General features: G+C 59.3%; 17 protein-coding genes. 7 read left to right on the plus strand and 10 right to left on the minus strand.

Going from position 1 to position 17,036, the window contains the following annotated elements; translation table 11 throughout:
* The first annotated feature begins 68 nt into the window (after positions 1-68).
* Positions 69-1,190: a PQQ-dependent sugar dehydrogenase gene (locus BLV11_RS12150; RefSeq protein WP_091814454.1), complete on the plus strand. Its 1,122-nt coding sequence runs from the start codon at positions 69-71 to the stop codon at positions 1,188-1,190.
* A gap of 34 nt (positions 1,191-1,224) precedes the next feature.
* On the opposite strand, the gene BLV11_RS12155 is transcribed toward BLV11_RS12150, so the two are convergent.
* The gene (locus tag BLV11_RS12155; protein WP_091814458.1) at positions 1,225-1,638 is read right to left on the minus strand and encodes a GFA family protein; all 414 of its coding nucleotides are present in this window, start codon (positions 1,636-1,638) and stop codon (positions 1,225-1,227) included.
* 162 nt (positions 1,639-1,800) lie between these two features.
* Here BLV11_RS12155 and dkgB point away from each other — a divergent pair, with 162 nt between their 5' ends.
* Positions 1,801-2,610, plus strand: coding sequence for a 2,5-didehydrogluconate reductase DkgB (gene dkgB / locus BLV11_RS12160; RefSeq protein WP_091814461.1), 810 nt, complete (start codon positions 1,801-1,803; stop codon positions 2,608-2,610).
* Positions 2,611-2,620: 10 nt separating this feature from the next.
* Here dkgB and BLV11_RS12165 read toward each other — a convergent pair whose 3' ends face one another.
* Both BLV11_RS12165 and BLV11_RS12170 read right to left on the minus strand, forming a co-directional pair.
* The gene (locus BLV11_RS12165) at positions 2,621-3,391 is read right to left on the minus strand and encodes a glutathione S-transferase N-terminal domain-containing protein (protein WP_091814878.1); all 771 of its coding nucleotides are present in this window, start codon (positions 3,389-3,391) and stop codon (positions 2,621-2,623) included.
* A 38-nt stretch (positions 3,392-3,429) separates the two neighbouring features.
* Positions 3,430-3,903: a sterol desaturase family protein gene (locus tag BLV11_RS12170; RefSeq protein ID WP_091814464.1), complete on the minus strand. Its 474-nt coding sequence runs from the start codon at positions 3,901-3,903 to the stop codon at positions 3,430-3,432.
* 354 nt (positions 3,904-4,257) lie between these two features.
* Here BLV11_RS12170 and dacB point away from each other — a divergent pair, with 354 nt between their 5' ends.
* Positions 4,258-5,799 (plus strand): D-alanyl-D-alanine carboxypeptidase/D-alanyl-D-alanine endopeptidase, encoded by a 1,542-nt coding sequence (gene dacB, locus BLV11_RS12175; protein ID WP_091814467.1) that lies wholly within the window; start codon positions 4,258-4,260, stop codon positions 5,797-5,799.
* An 86-nt stretch (positions 5,800-5,885) separates the two neighbouring features.
* Here the strand turns inward: dacB and BLV11_RS12180 are convergent, their stop codons facing one another.
* From BLV11_RS12180 to BLV11_RS12200, 5 genes are read right to left on the minus strand one after another with little or no spacing between them, the layout of a single operon-like run.
* Positions 5,886-6,656, minus strand: a complete 771-nt coding sequence (locus tag BLV11_RS12180; RefSeq protein WP_091814470.1) for an SDR family oxidoreductase — start codon at positions 6,654-6,656, stop codon at positions 5,886-5,888.
* Positions 6,657-6,672: 16 nt separating this feature from the next.
* Positions 6,673-7,362: a histidine phosphatase family protein gene (locus BLV11_RS12185; RefSeq protein WP_091814474.1), complete on the minus strand. Its 690-nt coding sequence runs from the start codon at positions 7,360-7,362 to the stop codon at positions 6,673-6,675.
* Positions 7,363-7,378: 16 nt separating this feature from the next.
* Complete coding sequence (locus BLV11_RS12190) at positions 7,379-8,443, minus strand: phosphotransferase family protein (protein ID WP_091814477.1); 1,065 nt, start codon at positions 8,441-8,443, stop codon at positions 7,379-7,381.
* Positions 8,444-8,485: 42 nt separating this feature from the next.
* Positions 8,486-9,307 carry an SDR family oxidoreductase gene (locus tag BLV11_RS12195; RefSeq protein ID WP_091814480.1) on the minus strand — a complete coding sequence of 274 codons (822 nt, stop codon included), beginning with the start codon at positions 9,305-9,307 and terminating at the stop codon, positions 8,486-8,488.
* Between the two features lie 43 nt (positions 9,308-9,350).
* A complete protein-coding gene (locus BLV11_RS12200) occupies positions 9,351-10,559 on the minus strand; it encodes an acyl-CoA dehydrogenase family protein (RefSeq protein ID WP_091814484.1) in 1,209 nt (402 codons plus the stop codon).
* A gap of 134 nt (positions 10,560-10,693) precedes the next feature.
* Here BLV11_RS12200 and BLV11_RS12205 point away from each other — a divergent pair, with 134 nt between their 5' ends.
* On the plus strand, positions 10,694-11,605 hold the full coding sequence (locus tag BLV11_RS12205; protein ID WP_091814487.1) for a LysR family transcriptional regulator: 912 nt from the start codon (positions 10,694-10,696) through the stop codon (positions 11,603-11,605).
* Here BLV11_RS12205 and BLV11_RS12210 read toward each other — a convergent pair.
* Positions 11,602-11,958, minus strand: a complete 357-nt coding sequence (locus tag BLV11_RS12210) for a hypothetical protein (protein WP_175528347.1) — start codon at positions 11,956-11,958, stop codon at positions 11,602-11,604. The genes BLV11_RS12205 and BLV11_RS12210 overlap by 4 nt on opposite strands.
* A gap of 214 nt (positions 11,959-12,172) precedes the next feature.
* Between BLV11_RS12210 and BLV11_RS12215 the strand changes: the two genes are divergently transcribed.
* Both BLV11_RS12215 and BLV11_RS12220 read left to right on the plus strand, forming a co-directional pair.
* On the plus strand, positions 12,173-13,324 hold the full coding sequence (locus BLV11_RS12215) for an isocitrate/isopropylmalate dehydrogenase family protein (protein WP_091814490.1): 1,152 nt from the start codon (positions 12,173-12,175) through the stop codon (positions 13,322-13,324).
* A 95-nt stretch (positions 13,325-13,419) separates the two neighbouring features.
* Entirely contained in the window at positions 13,420-14,694 is a 1,275-nt protein-coding gene (locus BLV11_RS12220) for an aspartate aminotransferase family protein (protein WP_091814493.1), read from the plus strand.
* Here BLV11_RS12220 and BLV11_RS12225 read toward each other — a convergent pair.
* Entirely contained in the window at positions 14,679-15,656 is a 978-nt protein-coding gene (locus BLV11_RS12225) for a D-2-hydroxyacid dehydrogenase (RefSeq protein ID WP_091814496.1), read from the minus strand. The two genes, BLV11_RS12220 and BLV11_RS12225, sit on opposite strands and share 16 nt — an antisense overlap.
* Positions 15,657-15,797: 141 nt before the next feature.
* On the opposite strand from BLV11_RS12225, the gene BLV11_RS12230 reads away from it, so the two are divergent.
* Complete coding sequence (locus tag BLV11_RS12230) at positions 15,798-17,021, plus strand: pyridoxal phosphate-dependent aminotransferase (RefSeq protein ID WP_091814499.1); 1,224 nt, start codon at positions 15,798-15,800, stop codon at positions 17,019-17,021.
* Positions 17,022-17,036 lie beyond the last annotated feature (15 nt).

Consider the following 17,036-nt stretch of genomic DNA (forward strand, 5'->3'; position numbering starts at 1 on the left):
ACAGCTGCTAAGGTGACTGACAGTGGAGTGTGCACGGCACTCCCCCCGTCACCTGGAGACTCAGCAACATGCTGAACGCCCTCAAACTCACCGCCATGGCCTCGGTGCTTGCCATGGCTACCGCCTGCACTGCTGCCCCGGACGTGTATCACTCGGCCCACGCCAGCTTTCGTCTGGAAACCATCGCCACCGGACTGGAGCATCCCTGGAGCCTGGCCTTTCTGCCGGATGGCTCCATTCTGGTCACCGAACGGGCCGGTCGTCTGCGCCTGATCCGCAATGGCCAGTTACAGGCTGAACCCATGGCCGGAGTACCAGAGCTGGTGGTTGCTGGCCAGGGCGGACTTCTGGATGTGATCCTTCACCCGCAGTTCAGTGACAACCAGTTGCTGTTCCTGAGCTACGCCCACGAAAACAGCGAAGGCAAAACCACCCGGGTCAGCCGGGCCCGCCTTGATGACAACCAGCTGAGCGACGGCCAGGTGATATTCGAAGCCCGGCCCCGCTCCGGCACCTCACACCACTTTGCCGGACGCATGGCCTTTGATCTCGAGAACAACCTGCTCATTGCCGTAGGCGATCGTGGCGACCGCGACCGTGCCCAGGATACCAGCGACGACGCCGGCTCAGTCCATCGCATCACCGTTGAGGGAGCAGCGGCGCCGGGCAACCCTTTTCTCGGCAGCCCCGATCACAGCCCCACCCTGTTCAGCTACGGCCACCGCAATATCCAGGGCATGACCCAACATCCCGTAAATGGCGAGATCTGGACGCACGAACACGGGCCCCGGGGTGGCGATGAGATCAATATCCTGGCACCGGCGACCAATTACGGCTGGCCGGCCATTACTTACGGCATCGGCTACTCGGGACTGGCCATCAGCGATGAGACCGCCCGGCCCGGCATGGCGCAGCCCCTGCACTACTGGGCCCCGTCCATCGCCCCGTCTGGCATGGCGTTTTACACCGGCACCGAGGTGCCAGCGTGGCAGGGCAACCTGTTCGTTGGCGCACTCAAGATGCAGAAGCTGGTCAGACTGCGGATTGAAAACGGCAAGGTATCGGAAGAAGAAGATCTGATCAGCGATTTTGGCCGACGCATCCGTGATGTCCGTATGGGACCGGATGGCCGGCTCTGGCTACTGACCGACGACAGCAATGGTGAGGTGTTACGGCTGATACCGGAGTGAGTCCAGTCGAGTCGGCCGCCGCGTTTTTTTGACGTTAGTGAGGATCGTTCGCTCGCTGTGTTTTCTCGTACTGGGGCAGGTCATCAGTGATGGCATACCAGTCAGATTTCGAGCCAACGAAGATGTGTGACTCCGGCCCTTTCCCCAAGGGCTCATTCACAACCCCTACCTGCAACCGCAGGATACCGGGTATCGCGTCGACACGACTGTACAACGGACTGCCGCACTGGCCACAGAATGCCCGGAACTTACCCGGACGGGATTCGAATTCACGAATCTGCTGCTCGCCGGATAACCATTGGAAATGCACCTTCTGAACGGGCGCAGACGCAGAGAAAGCACCGCCCTGGGCTCGCCGACACTGGCTGCAATGACACAGGGAAATGGGCCCCATCGGCCCCTGATATTCAAAAGTGACTGCGCCGCACAGACAGTGACCGGTGAGCATAACTAACCTCAGAAATAAACCACGTGAAAATGCTCACCATGACCGCGGTGAGCCGGACAGAGACGAAATGATACCGTCCCGCCCCTTGAAGAACCAGCGCACTGGGTCCACGGTATAAACAGACACCAGCGACGGCTGACAGCGGCTCAAGGAGATAACTTCATGGCATTTGATGCGCTTCCCCCTATTGGTCTCGGCACCTATCGCCTCAAGGGCGATCTGGCCAGAAACGCTGTCAAGAGCGCACTGTCCCTGGGTTATCGGCATATCGACACCGCCCAGATCTACGACAACGAAGCGGAAGTGGGCGACGGCATCACCTCCAGCGGTATCCCGCGGCGGGAGATCTTTGTCACCACCAAGATCTGGTATGACAACCTGCATCCGGACCGGCTGATCCAAAGTTTGCAGCAGAGTCTGGAGCGCCTGAAAACCGATCACGTGGATCTGACCCTGGTTCACTGGCCCTCCCCTGAGAGCGCCGTACCCATGGCCGACTATCTTGCTGCCTTGAGCGAAGCCCAGCGGGAAGGAATGACCGACCACATCGGCGTATCCAATTTCACCGTTGCCCAGCTCAATGAAGCCAGGGCTATCCTCGGTGATAACCGTATTTTTACCAACCAGGTCGAAGTCCATCCATTCCTCGCCAACCGCAGGCTGGTGGATCACAGTCAGACTCTGGGCATTCCCGTGACCGGCTATATGCCGTTGGCGGTTGGCCGGGTGATGGAGAATGAGGTACTTGCCCACCTGGGCAGGAAGCGCAATAGGTCGGCGGCGCAGATAGCCCTTGCCTGGGTGGCCTCACGAGGTGTGATCCCCATACCGTCGTCGACCCGGCCGGATCACCTGAAGGCGAACCTCAGCGCACTGGAACTGCAGCTGACACCAGAAGAGATGAACGCCATAGACGCTCTGGATCGGGGCGAACGACTGGCCAACCCATCGTTCGCCCCGGACTGGGACTAGCCCGGACGCCTCAGGCGCCGTAGGTCTCGTCCAGGTAACGCAGGATACGGGCTGACTCGAACAGCTCGGCCCCAGTGTTAGGATCTTCCAGATAAGGCACCTGCACCCGCTGGTGGCGGGCAAAGAAACTTTCCCGTTTGCCACCGGGCAACGGCTTGTAGACTCCCGGTTTGAGTCGCTGTTTGGCCGGCCCGACTTCGGTCCAGTGTTCCTTTCCGATGTTGTGCAAGCTGTAGGGGATTTCATATTCACACAGCTTTTCCCGCACGAGCCGGGAGAACGGACTCCCCTCGAAACTCCACAGCCGTAACGTCTGCTCCGGCACCTTGGCCGGCTTTGCCCGCAAACCTCGAAGCCCACTCGCAGCAGATGCCAGAGAACTCAGAACCGGCTGATAAACACGGGGACGGTACGTTTTTGGCACATAACCCTTGCCATATTCCTTGAACAGGTACTCGACAATGTCATTGGACTCGTAAAGCACCTTGCCGGTGTTTTCATCCACCAGCAACGGGAACAGCTGCTTGCCGCCAATGGCCGCGGCCTCGTCACGGAACCGCGTGCCCCCCTTCGGACACGGACGGATCTCGACATCGAGGTGCAGCGCCGACAACACCTCCCGCACACGCCTGCAGTAAGGACATGCTTCCATGTCGTACAGCACCAGTGGCTTGGCCGGCTGATCCACATGGCTGACCACCATGCAACCGCGCCAGCCCGTCAGCGAGGAAGTGGCGACCGAAGCCAGTACGTGCAGGTTGTGGGTGACTACATTGGGCATGAGTTTGTCCTGTTGTAAAAAACTTGTGATGGTCATTATCACGCCAGCTGGCGATTTTCCATTGGCTCACGGGTCCCCAGCAGCTGGTCAAACCAGGGCTTGGTGACACACCAGTTCGCGTTGGGGTTCTTCCCCATGTGGTGGTCGTAATGCCAGGGCAGGTGTTCCCTCGCCCACTCAGGGTCAAGGTGAGCCCGCTTATGAACCCGGTAATAATTCCAGGCGCAATAATAAAGCGTACCGACATAGAAAGGCGCCACCGGCATCAGCGGCGTAACCACGGCCGCACCGGCGACCAACGCGGCCACTTCCTTGGTCTGGGCGTTCCAGGTCAAAGGCGGTTTGCGATAATCCTCATCGAGAAAGCCGTTCTGGCGAACATGGCGATGATGATCGTGCCAGTGAAAGGCCCAGAAACTGTTTCGGTTACGCCCCAGACCATGAAGCACATGCTTGTGGAACACCCATTCAACAGCGTTGGCGGTCAGCAGACCCAGCGGAATTCCGATCATGGCGATCTCCCATCTCATTGTTATTGTCGGGTAAATACTGTGCGTGGACAGACGTCGCGTTTGCCACACCATTCTATGGAACGGCAGATAGCCCTCCAGTTCCATGGCCCTGACGGCTAAAAAATCGCCAAAACCATGCCAGTCAGAGTCATTGACATTCAGGAACAACCGGAAGCCCGGGTAACCTACTGATTCCCAAGAGCACTTACAGGCCGAAACAAAAATGCAATATAAACAATGACACTGCTGGCATTTTTTAACGTCATGTAGAAGTTTTCCACATAGTACAACGAGGGATTTTCGGCTAAGGTTAGAGAATTGATAATAACCAAGAACCTACTCTGGCTAATCACTATGCTGCGCACCGGACTTGAATGCACCACACCGGCGGCCGTTCCCGGTCCTGACGTGACTCCAAGGCCCCTCAAACGCTGGCTGGCTCCGCTTGTCGCCTCGGTATTACTCGGCTCAGCAACCGGCGTCAGTGCGGAGGAAGCATCGGCCCGCAACTGGAGCAGTCAGGTCAACGATTACGCCCTGCGCGCCCTGAACCATGACGATGCACTCAGCGTCGCGGCCATTCCTCTGAATGGCCCCGGTATCGAGCAATACATCAATGCTGACCAGATGATGAGCCCGGGCTCAATCATGAAACTGGTCACCACCTACGCCGCCCTGGAAATTCTCGGCCCTACCCATCACTGGAACACCAATTTCTACACTGACGGTATGCTTACTGGCAGCACGCTGGATGGCAACTTCTACGTCAAGTTCGGTGGCGATCCCAAGCTGACCATGGACGAACTCTGGACCACTCTGCGTGAACTCCGCAGCATGGGCATCGACACCATCACCGGTGATCTGGTGCTCGATGGTGACGTGTTCCAGCTGCCCGAGGGCCTGCCAGCGTTCCAGGACAACGGCGACAACCCTTTCGCGCCCTTCCTCGTCGAACCGTCGGGCTATCTGACCAACCTCAACCTGCTTCACTTCCAGGTGCGTGCCGACGAGCGCGGTACTCAGGCATGGAGCGCGCCAGCACTGGCCAATGTGGTCATCGACAACCGCGTCACCGCGGCCCCGGAAGGGCCCTGCCCGTCCCGGCGCCAGTTTAAATGGCAGCCCGTTTTTGATGAAAACAACCGGGTCACGGTCCGGGTGACCGGCTCTCTGCCCCAGGGCTGCCGCACGACCGCTTATCTGTCGCTGCTGCCCCATGAGCAGTACAGTGCAGAACTGATTCGTTCGCTACTGGCGGAAACCGGTGTGACGCTGCAGGGGGCTGACCGCCTCGATACCACGCCAGAAGATGCCCGTTTGCTGCTGCGCATGACCTCACCGGACCTGGTCAGCACCATCCGCGACATCAACAAGTGGAGCAGCAACGTCATGGCCCGCCAGCTGCTGCTGACCATTGGTGCCGAAAACCGCATCGAGGGAGAAGAGGATGACCGGGTAGCCGGTATCCGCGCCATCTATGAATGGCTGGACCGCAAGAACATCAATACCACCGGCATGGTGATCGATAACGGCGCCGGCCTGACCCGCCATGGCCGGATTACGGCCCGCCAGGGTGCCCAGATTCTGGTCAGCGCCTGGAACAGCCCGTTCTCCGCCGATTTAATGGCCTCCATGCCGCTGATTGCAATGGATGGCACCATGGCCCGCCGGCTTCGCAACGCCGGGATGGACGGCGAAGGCCGTATCAAAACCGGCTACCTGGAAAACGTTCGCTCCATCGCCGGTTTCACCCGCGATGCCGATGACAACACCTGGGCCGTCGTTGGCATGGTCAACAATGATCCGGCCTGGAATGGCCAGGCCGTGCTCGACCGGGTTCTGTATTCCCTGCACCATCGGCCGCCGGTGGGAACCACCCTGTCACGGGCGCCGTAACCCCTGTCGGCCTGACGCAATCCGCACAACAAAAAAGGCTGCATGACTCATCATGCAGCCTTTTTTGGCTCAGGGACGGGCGACAATCAAACCGTCAGGTAGCCACCGTCCGCGTTGATGCAGGCACCGGTGGTGTAGCTGGACGCTCCGGACACCAGGTACAGCACGGTACCGGCCATCTCTGACGGGTCAGCCACCCGCTTCATGGGTATATGGGCCATGGCCTGCTTCTTGATGGCCTCGTTTGTTGTCAGGGCGCTGGCGAACTTGGTGTCGGTCAGGCCCGGCAACAGGGCATTCACCCGGATATTCTGCTGCCCCAGTTCCATCGCGAAGGACCGGGTCATGGAGATCACCGACGCCTTGGTGATCGAGTAGATGCCCTGGAAGTGGCCGGGGTTTACGCCATTAACGGAAGCCACGTTGACGATGGCGCCGCCACCGTTCGTCTTCATCAACTGGGCGCCACGGGCACACATAAAGAAGTAGCCACGAATGTTCACATCCACGGTTTTCTGGAACGCGCCCAGATCGGTGTCCTCCACCGGGCCGAAATAGGGGTTGGCGGCCGCATTGTTCACCAGGATATCAATCTTGCCGTGACTCTTTTCAATATGAGCCCAGATGCCCTCAATCTGCTCCATTTCACCGATGTGGCAAGCATAGGCCTCAGCACTCCCTCCCCCGTTGCGAATGCTGCTTGCAACGGTTTCGCAATCGTCGATCTTGCGGCTGCTGACAATCACATGGGCGCCGTAGTCCGCAAGGGTGCGGGCAATGCTTTCGCCGATACCCCGACTGGCACCGGTGATCAGGGCTACCTTGCCACTCAGGTCAAACAGATCGTTGTTGCTCATTGGATTACCTCAATCGTTATCGGAATGTCACCAGGGCGGGGTCTTCCGCTTCCAGGTGGCTGTAATTATTGAACACCGCCAGGCTGCGGCGGGGGCCGGAATACAGAATGCGGGAGACGCTGGTGTTGGCAATGACGTTATTCATCGCCAGGGCCTTCTCATCCGACAGTTCCAATAAATGCTGAGCGATGACCGCAATCGGCCCGCCGGAGGTAGACACCAGGACATCCCCGCCATCGGCATAGCTGATCAGTTCGTCCAGGGCGGCAATGACCCGCTGCCTGAAGCCGGCCCAGGTCTCGGTATAGTCGCTGTCGTACTCGCCACCAACCCAGCGGGCCATGGCTTGCTCGAACACCTGCTGGAACAGCCGCAGAGGTTTGGGAAAGGCCATCATATCCCGGGCCATGACCTGACGGTCGGCCCACTCGGGTTTCAGGCGTTCCACCACCTGCATGTGGTCAAATTCGTTCAACCCGGCCACCGCCTGCATGTCCGGCAGCGCCTGGCCAAACCCCGTGGTGATCGCCTCAACGGTTTCCCGGTGGCGTTCCATGTTGCCGCCAAACACGGCATTTGGGGCGACTTTGCCCGCCAGCCAGCGGCCAAGTACCTGCCCCTGCTCCCAGCCCCGGGGCGAGAGCTGATCGTAATTGTCCTTGCCAAAACTGGCCTGGCCATGGCGGATCAGGTAGACGGTGGCCATTACAGGGAACCCTCCATCAGAGTGAACTCGCCGAGATCAACCGCTGACAGCGTTTCTCAAGGTAGTTGGCCGCATGCCCAAAGGCCGCAAAGCGTTTGTCCCTGGTTTGGCCATGGTAATAGCGGTAGTAAATCTGCTGGATAATCACAGCCAGCCGGAACAGCCCGTAAATTTCATAAAAATCAAAGTTATCGGCATGAAAACCGGACGTCTCCATGTAGTAATCGACCACTTCCTTACGGCTCAGCATGCCTGGCCGGTGAGTCGGCTGGCGACGCAGAATCTGGAACGGGCCTTCGTCGTCGGCCTGGATCCAGTACGCCAGACTGTTACCCAGATCCATCAACGGGTCGCCAATGGTGGCCATTTCCCAGTCCAGAACGCCGATCACTTCGAATGGGTTGTCCGGGTTCAGCACGACGTTGTCGAAGCGGTAATCGTTGTGGATGACCACCTGGGCGATGTCTTCCGGCATCTTGTCATTGAGCCAGCCCATGACCGCCTCGAAGTCACCCACATCGTCGGTGCGCGCCTTGCGGAAGCGATCGCTCCAGCCACCGATCTGGCGCTGAACATAGCCGGCACCCTTGCCCAGTTTGTCCAGACCGGCCGCCTGGGCGTCCACCTTGTGCAGATCCACCAGCTTGTCGATCACGTTCAGGCACAGCTTGCGGGTGTCCGCCTCGTTCAGCTCGAAGCCTTGCGGGAAATCCTGCCGCAGGATGATGCCTTTCAGGCGCTCCATTACATAGAAATCGCACCCCAGCACCTCATGATCGTCGCAGATTGCGACAATATTTGGCACGTACGGGTAGGCTGGCTTGAGCGCCTGCATCACCCGGGCTTCACGGAGCATGTCGTGGGCAGACTTGGCAATCTTGCCGAACGGCGGCCGGCGCAATACGTAGGAGTTGTCGCCGTAGTCAACCTGATAGGTCAGGTTGGAAGCGCCCCCAGGGTACTGCCTGATCGTCGGTTCGCCTTCAAGGCCTGGAATCGCCTGCTTCATGAACCGGTCGACGACGGCGATATCCAGCTCTTCGCCCTCACGGATATCCACGGCCTGGTCGATCTGTGTCATTCGTTATCTCCTGTCATCCTGCGGTCAGAATGTTCTGGCCTGTCAGGCGTTCGCCTTGCCGCCCATTTTACCCATCCAGCGTTTGCTCTCCTGATGCATCAGCCAGTCAAATGCCCACGGTGCATGGCGCTTGAGTATCCACATCCGGCGCTCCTTAGCGTGGGGCAGCACCCAGAAGGCGTTGTCATTCACACTTCGGAATATATCTTCGGCCACATCGTCGGCAGTGAGGTTTGAGCGCTTCATCAGTTTGTTGACGTTCTGCTGCACACCGGGAATGTCTGAACGCATGGAGCTGGTCAGGTTGGTCTGGAAGAACGCCGGGCAGACGCAGCTGACGTGAATCCCCGAATCGCGAAGTTCCTGGCTCAGGGTTTCAGAAAGCGCAATCACGCCCGCCTTGGAGACATTGTAGCTACCCATCAACGGCGCCAGCATCAACCCCGCCATGGAGGCGATGTTCACAAACGCCCCGGCGCCCTGCTGCTTGAACAGTGGCGTGAAAGCTTTGCAGCCCCGCACCACGCCCATAACGTTGATATCGAGAATCCACTCCCAGTCGGCGATGGTGGTGTCTTCAATTGAACCTGCAGAGGCTACACCGGCGTTGTTGACGACGATATCCACACCGCCCCATTTCTGCACCAGATCGTCCCGCACTTTCTCGAAGTCACTCAGTCGGCGCACATCACACTCAAGGAAATGGCCTTCGCCGCCAGCCTTGTTGATCTCAGCCTCGACTTCAATACCCTGCTCAGGGCTGATATCCCCGATACAGACCTTCGCGCCCTCTCTGGCATAACGAAGCGCAATCGCGCGCCCAAGGCCTGAAGCGCCCCCGGTGATGAATACTCGTTGTGTCATTCTCTTGGTTCTCCGTTTTGTTTGGAGTTTTTTTGAGCCGCAATCACTGGTACTTGCGCAGTTCCAGGCGAGCCACCATAGCCCGGTGAACTTCATCCGGCCCATCCGCCAGCCGCAGTACCCGGGCATAGGCAAACAGCTGTGTCAGCGGGAAGTCATCGTCACTCACACCGGCACCACCGTGAATCTGGATGGCCTGATCCACAATGGTTTGCAGCATGGACGGAATCACCGCCTTAATCATCGACACTTCCTGCAACGCCCCCAGGATGCCCTTGTTATCCAGTGCCCAGGCACATTTCAGGGTAAGCAGGCGAGCCTGTTCGATGGACATACGGGCATTGGCAATGATGTCCGGGTTACCCCCCAGCTTGGCGATCGGCCGACCAAAAGCTTCCCGGGTCATGGCGCGCCTGATCAGCAACTCCAGGGTACGTTCTGCGGCACCAATGGCACGCATGCAGTGGTGCACACGGCCAGGCCCGAGGCGCCCCTGGGCAATTTCAAAGCCGCGGCCTGGACCAGCGATGATCGCGCTCTTGGGCAGGCGCACGTTATCGAACAGCACCTCACCGTGACCGTAAGGCTCATCGTAGGCGCCGAATACCGGTAGCATGCGTTCAACCGTCACGCCCGGAGTGTCAAGCGGTACCAGAACCATCGAATGCTGGCGATGCTTGTGAGCCTCAGGGTCCGTCAGCCCCATGAAAATCGCGACCTTGCAGTCCGGATGACCAATACCGGTGCTCCACCATTTCCGGCCATTAAGGACAACCTCTTCACCCTCAATCGTCGCCGTCGCTTCCATGTTGGTGGCATCCGACGAGGCCACCGCCGGCTCAGTCATACAGAATGCGGAGCGAATCTCACCGCTGAGCAAACGAGGCAGCCATTCGGCTTTCTGTTCCTCAGAACCATAGTGAATCAGCACTTCCATATTGCCGGTATCGGGGGCATTACAATTGAAAATTTCCGGAGCGATAAAGCTTCGGCCGGTCTCCTCGGCAATCAGCGCGTAATCCGAGTTGAGCAAGCCACAGCCATAGGTGTCGTCAGGGAAGAACATGTTCCACAGCCCCTGAGCCTTTGCCTTCGCCTTAAGTTCACGAATAATCGGCAGGACCACCCAGCGATTGTCCTGTGCTGCCAGTTCCCGGTGGTATTGTTCTTCTATCGGAAAAATCTCATCACGCATGAACGCTTTCACGCGCTCAAGATAGTCCTGACCCTTCTCAGAGATGCTGAAATCCATAACTCATTCCTCACTATTAAGGCTGAAGGCATTACCGCATTGAGGACAGTCTAGATTCGCCTAATGTATTACGCGACTGAATTATTCTAATCAATTACTATAAGCAGCACTTATTCACAAAAAGGACAGCTGCCTTGGCCCTGAACCGCCTTGATCTCAATCTCCTCTATGTCTTCGACACGATCTACCGGGAAGGCAGCCTGACCCGCGCAGCTCATGCGCTGCACCTGACCCAGCCGGCCATCAGCCACTCCCTGGCCAGACTCCGGGATCACTTCGACGACCCGCTGTTCACCCGTCAGGGCAACCAGATGGTGCCAACTCCGCTGGCGCGCCGGTTCCTGGAATCCATGCGTCCCGGTCTGACCCAGATCCAGGGTGCGGTCAACCAGTTCCACGCCTTTGACCCCGCCAGCCAACGCAAAACCTACACGCTGGCACTGCGGGATATTCTGGAGTCCACTTTCCTGCCGCAACTGGTGGCCAACCTGCAGGACTATCCAGAACTGGAGATCGCCAGCCAACGGGTGGCAAGGCGGGAAATGGAAACCCAGCTGGCAGCGGGCAAGCTGGACTTTGCTGTCGACGTACTGTTGCCCGTGTCGGACCAGACCGCCCACGAGTTACTGCGACAGGACCGGATGGCGGTGATTGTCCGTAAGGGGCACCCGTTAACCCTGGACACCATCACCATGGAACGCTACCTGGAGCATCACCACGTACTGGTCTCGTCGCGGCCCCAGGGCCCAGGCATAGAGGATTTTGAACTGTCCCGCCTCGGGGTTCAGCGGAAAATACGCTTGCGTTGCCAGCACTACTACGCGGCCTGCCGGGTGGTGGAAAACAGCGATCTGGTGCTGACCATGCCGGAAACCTACGCGCAGATTATTGCAGAACGTGCAAACATCGAATTGCTGGCTCCGCCAACGGAATTACCCTCAATCGATGTCCAGCTTTACTGGCATAAAGCCTATGAAAAGGAACCGGCGCTGTTGTGGCTTCGCGAGCAACTGCACCGGATCAATCAGGAACGTAACGCCCCCTAGACCGCACCAACCGCAATCAGAAAGGCGCCGAAGCCAATGCCGGTAATCGCCAGTGCGGCGACGACGATGGCCAACCCCCACAACACCGCTGCGGCGTCAGATATCGGCACGTCGTGACCACGAAGTGTGCGATAGAAAGCCCAGGGGCCGAGGACAAACGCACCCACAACAGCAAACAGCAGGCCGACACTGACCCCGGCAAAGGTCCAGGTTGCCAGGATGGTGGCCCGGTCGGTCACCATGTCCGTCACGCCATGACGCTCCAGGAACTTGCGGCAGAAAAACCAAAGCAGCGCAAACAGCACCGCGACAAAAACAATACCGCCAATCAACGTGACAATCCGATAGAACACTGTACGACGTCTCCTTCATTGTCCGGAAAACGGGGCCTCCATTCGCCCCCCAAGCAGACCGAGGGTATTTACCCACCCGTCATTGCCAACATCATAGACAGCCGGAAGTTCCCGGTAAACGACGGGGGCTGGCGCGCCCCTCAACGATGTCTACACTTTAGGCAGGATACCATCAGTCGCCGTTCAGGATTACCAGAGTCAAAGGAGGGCCCTAGTGAACCAGAACATCCGTATCGCCATCACACCGGGCGATGGTATTGGCCCGGAAGTCGTCTCGGAGGCCGTGCATTGCCTGGAGGCCCTCAGGGACAAATACCACCTCCCCCTGGAATGGATCCGCTTCCCCTGGCCGTCCCACGCCTGGCATGAGAAACATGGAGAATCAATGCCGCCAGACGCGTTGGAACAACTGCAGCGTTTCGATGCCATCCTGCTTGGCGCCTTGGGCGATCCGGGGCCTGCCTACGACAACGCACGTTACCTGCTGCCCGACAGTGTCTCACTGGCGCCACTCTTACAGATACGCAAACATTTTGACCAATGGGTATGCGAACGGCCTGCACGCCTGCTACCCGGCGCTCATCAGTACCTTGCTGATGTCCGCGCCCGCAACGTCGACATGCTGGTGATCCGGGAAAACAGCGAGGGCGAGTATGTTGGCCAGGGCGGACGTTTACGCCAGGGCACGCCAGACGAGATTGCCACCCAGGTCGAGATCTTTACCTACCGGGCCAGTGAGCGGATCATCCGCTATGCCTTTGAGCAGGCGCGCAACCGGGCCCAGCAACGGCAGGCATCAGGCCAGCCACGCACCTTCCACGGCCAATCCGGTAGCGAGTCGACCAGCCAGGTCTGTCTGGTGACCAAGCGCAATGCCCTGCGTCACTGGGGAGATCTCTATACCGAGGTGTTTGCCGCCGTGGCCAGGGACTACCCTGATGTTGCTCTCCACCACGAGCTGGTGGATGCCGCCTGCATGAAATTTGTCCAATGCCCCTGGGCCTTCGATGTGGTGGTCGCCAGTAACCTGCAGGGCGATATCCTGACCGATCTCGCGGCCATCCTGTCCGGCGGCATGGGCGTTGCGCCCTCCTGCAACCTGAATCCCGACAACCTGGAACTGCCCTCCATGTTCGAGCCCACCCACGGCAGTGCGCCGGACATTGCCGGCCAGGGCCTCGCCGACCCCACGGCCATGCTGCTTACCACAGCCCGAATGCTGGAATGGCTGAGCCAGAAAACGCCGCAACTGGGCGTTGCGGCTGAAGCCCTGTTTAACGCAGTCACGGCTGATCTGGCGGACTATTCGGGACAGCAACGGGATACCCAGAGTATTGGGCACTCAGTCCGGGAACGACTGCGATAGGACGGGTGATCGTTCAGTTTCCGCTGCCTGACCCTTTCAATTTCCACGTCCTGACGACTAGGCTGGTAGATACACTCACTCCGGGAGATTCATCCATGACTGATCCCAAAGGCAAACTGTCCCCCCTGCTCAAGCAGGCAACCGGCATCACGGCCGCTAAAGGCCGAGGCGCTTACATCATCGACCCACAGGGCAACCGCTATCTCGACTTCACCTCCGGCATCGGCGTGACCAGCACGGGGCATTGCCACCCCAAGGTTGTGGCCGCCGCCCAGGAGCAGGTCGCCACCATGATTCACGCCCAGGCCACCACCGTGATGAATCCACGCCTGCCTGAACTGGCGGAAAAGCTTGGAGAACTGACACCGGGTGCCCTGAATGCGTTTTTCTTCTCCAACGCCGGCACCGAGGTGGCCGAGGCCGCTATCCGGCTGGTGCGGCAGGCCACCGGACGCCCTAATGTCATTGTGTTCCACGGAGGCTTTCACGGCCGCACCATGGGCTCGCTTTCGATGACCACCTCCAGTGTCGGGCTTCGCGCCGGCGTCAGCCCGATGATGGGCGGTGTGGTCGTCGCTCCCTTCCCCCACACCCATCATTACGGCTGGAGCGAAGCTGAAGCCACCGACTTCTGCCTGCGCGAACTGGACCGCATCTTTGTCACCTACTCCTCACCGCAGGAAACCGCAGCCATGCTGGTGGAACCGATCCAGGGAGAAGGCGGCTATGTCCCCGCCAACCAGCGATTCATGGAAGGCCTGAGAGAACGTGCCGACAAACACGGCATTCTGCTGGTGTTCGATGAGGTCCAGGCCGGGTTCGGGCGCAGTGGGCGTTTCTGGTCCCATGAGCATTTTGGTGTCACTCCGGACGCCATCATGATCGCCAAGGGACTGGCCAGTGGTTTTCCGATATCTGCGCTTGCGGCTTCCGAGGATCTGATGGCCCGCGGCTGGCCAGGCTCACAGGGCGGCACCTATGGCGGCAACGCGGTGGCCGCAGCGGCGGCCATGGCCACCATCGAGGTGATTGAGGAAGAAAGCCTGGTGGCCAATGCTGAAAAAATGGGTCAACACCTGCGAAGAGGCCTGGATGCGCTGAAGAAAGACTACCCGGAAATGGACGATGTCCGCGGCATGGGCTTGATGCAGGGCGTTGAAATGCGCAGGAACGGCGAACCCGACGGTGCCCGTGCGGGCAACATTCTCAAGGAATGCGAGAAACGGGGGCTGCTGATGCTGCGCTGTGGGCCGTATCAGGAGATCGTCCGCTGGTTGCCGCCGCTGATTGTCGACAAGCCGCAGATTGATGAGGCGTTGGGGGTTTTTGAGGAAGCTCTGAAGGCGACAAAAGATCAACGCCCGGCATAACCCAGTCGCTTATCGACCGGATTAAACAGCGCTTCGCCCCGATGCCAGCGATCAAAGTTCTCCAGAAACTGATCGGTCAGCGCGCGTTGCCAGCCAATAAAGTCCCCTGCCATGTGGGCCGTCATGATCACATTCGGCATATCCCACAACGGATGCTTCTGCGGCAGGGGCTCCTCCTCAAACACATCCAGGGCCGCTCCGGCAATGCTCCCCTGCTCCAGCGCCACGATCAGATCATCCGTTCTGACAATCGGACCGCGGCCAATATTAATCAGGCGCGCAGTGCTCTTCATCGCGGCAAACGCTTCCCGGCCAAACAAACCCTGGGTTTGTGGCGTTAACGGTGCAGCAATCACCACAAAGTCCGCCAGCGCAAGCTGCGACATCAACTCGGCCTGGGGGTGAACAGCGATGAAATCGGGGTCATCGTGGCGGGCGCTGCGGGCCACACCGTGAACCAGCAACCCGACCGCCGACGCCAGGCGGGCGATCTGCCGGCCAATGGAACCGGCGCCCACCACCAACACCCGCTGCCCTTCGAGGCGCTCACTGTCACGGTGCTGCCAGCGGTGCTCGCGCTGATAGCGGAGCGAGCCCGCAAAATCCTTGGCGAACATCAACAGGGTGCAAAGCACATACTCGGCAATCGTCCGGTCAAAGATGCCACGGGCGTTGGTCACCACCACGTCGCTTTCGACCAGCGCCGGAAACATCAGGGCATCCACTCCCGCACTGGTCGCGTGAATCCACTGCAGCCGGTCAGCAGCCGGCCAGGCCGCCACCAGGGCCTCAGTGCGAAAGTCCGTCACCATCATCACATCCGTGCCGGGCAACGCACTCCGCAGGCTCGCTTCGTCAACCGCCACCCGAACCTCGGCCCGGGTACGCAGAATATCGGTCCCCGGAGGTTCCGGGTCTCCCGGAGCGGTCAATACAGTGACCACCGCACGCCTGCTCGACATTGCCAACTCTCCGTCACACAACTGAATACCCTAACAGTCTGGAGCCTTGCCCGGAGCGGGTCAAATCCCGCGGCTTGTAGCCCTGAACAATCGTTACTAGGCTGAAATGGTGGTCACACCAACGCGAACAGGAGGACTTCCATGGCCGAGGTAGCCAAGGATCAGGGCAGCACCCCCCCCCGCAAAGTCAGCTACCGCAAATCCAAGGCCCGCTGGCATCCCTCCATGCAGGCAATCCCGGTGCCGGGCATCCGGCGCATGGTAAACCTGGCGGCGACCATGAAAGACGTCATCCACCTGTCCATCGGACAGCCAGACCTACCCACGCCCAAACACATCATTGATGCCTATATCGATGCCCTGAATGCCGGACAGACGGGCTATACCATGGACGCAGGCCTTCCGGAACTGCTGGTTGCCCTGCGCGACTACTATGGCAAGCGCTACAACCGCAAACTCACCCGCGACAACATCCTGATCACCAGCGGCGCGACCGAAGCCATGTACCTGGCGATCTCCGCCACCTCAACCCCTGGCCGCCAGTTCATCATTACCGACCCTTCCTTCCTGCTGTACGCCCCGCTGATCCGGATGAACGGCGGCGAGGTCAAGTTCATCCCCACCCGGCCCGAGAACAACCACCAGCTGGACCCGGACGACGTCATCAAGGCCATGGGCCCGCGGACCTTTGCATTGATCCTGAATTCCCCCAACAACCCCACCGGAGCGGTCTACCCCCGCAGCACCATTGAAACCATTGTGGAAGAGTGCGCGTACCGGGGGGTCCAGATCTACAGCGACGAGGTCTACGACCATCTGGTCTTTGACGACGACGATTACGCCAGTGTGCTGAGCTGCGCTGTCGATCTCGACAACATCATGTGCATCAGCAGTTTTTCGAAGACATACAGCATGGCGGGCCTCAGGGTGGGCTGGGTCATTTCCAGCCAGGCTGCGATCAAGTCCCTGCGGCGCTATCACATGTTCACTACCTCGGTTGCCAACACACCCGCCCAGTTTGCCGGCGTGGCCGCACTGACGGGTAATCAGCAGTGTGTCAGGGACATGGTCAACATCTACCGGGAACGCCGGGACCTGATCATGAAACTGATCGATGAGACCCCACACCTGACCGGGTACAAGCCCGGCGGAGCCTTTTTCAGCTTCCCGAACCTGCCAGCCCACGTTGACGGGTCTGACCTGGCCCTGCGCATGCTCAAGGAGACCGGCGTGTGCGTGGTGCCCGGCGATGCCTTTGGCGAAGACACCGCCAACGCTCTGCGTTTCAGCTTTTCCACCTCATGCGAAAACCTGGAGGAAGCCTTTGGCCGGATCATTCCCTGGATGGCCAAACAGGGCTTTTGAGGAGAAAGGAGAACA

Source organism: Marinobacter mobilis (assembly GCF_900106945.1).
Taxonomy (GTDB): Bacteria; Pseudomonadota; Gammaproteobacteria; order Pseudomonadales; family Oleiphilaceae; genus Marinobacter; species Marinobacter mobilis.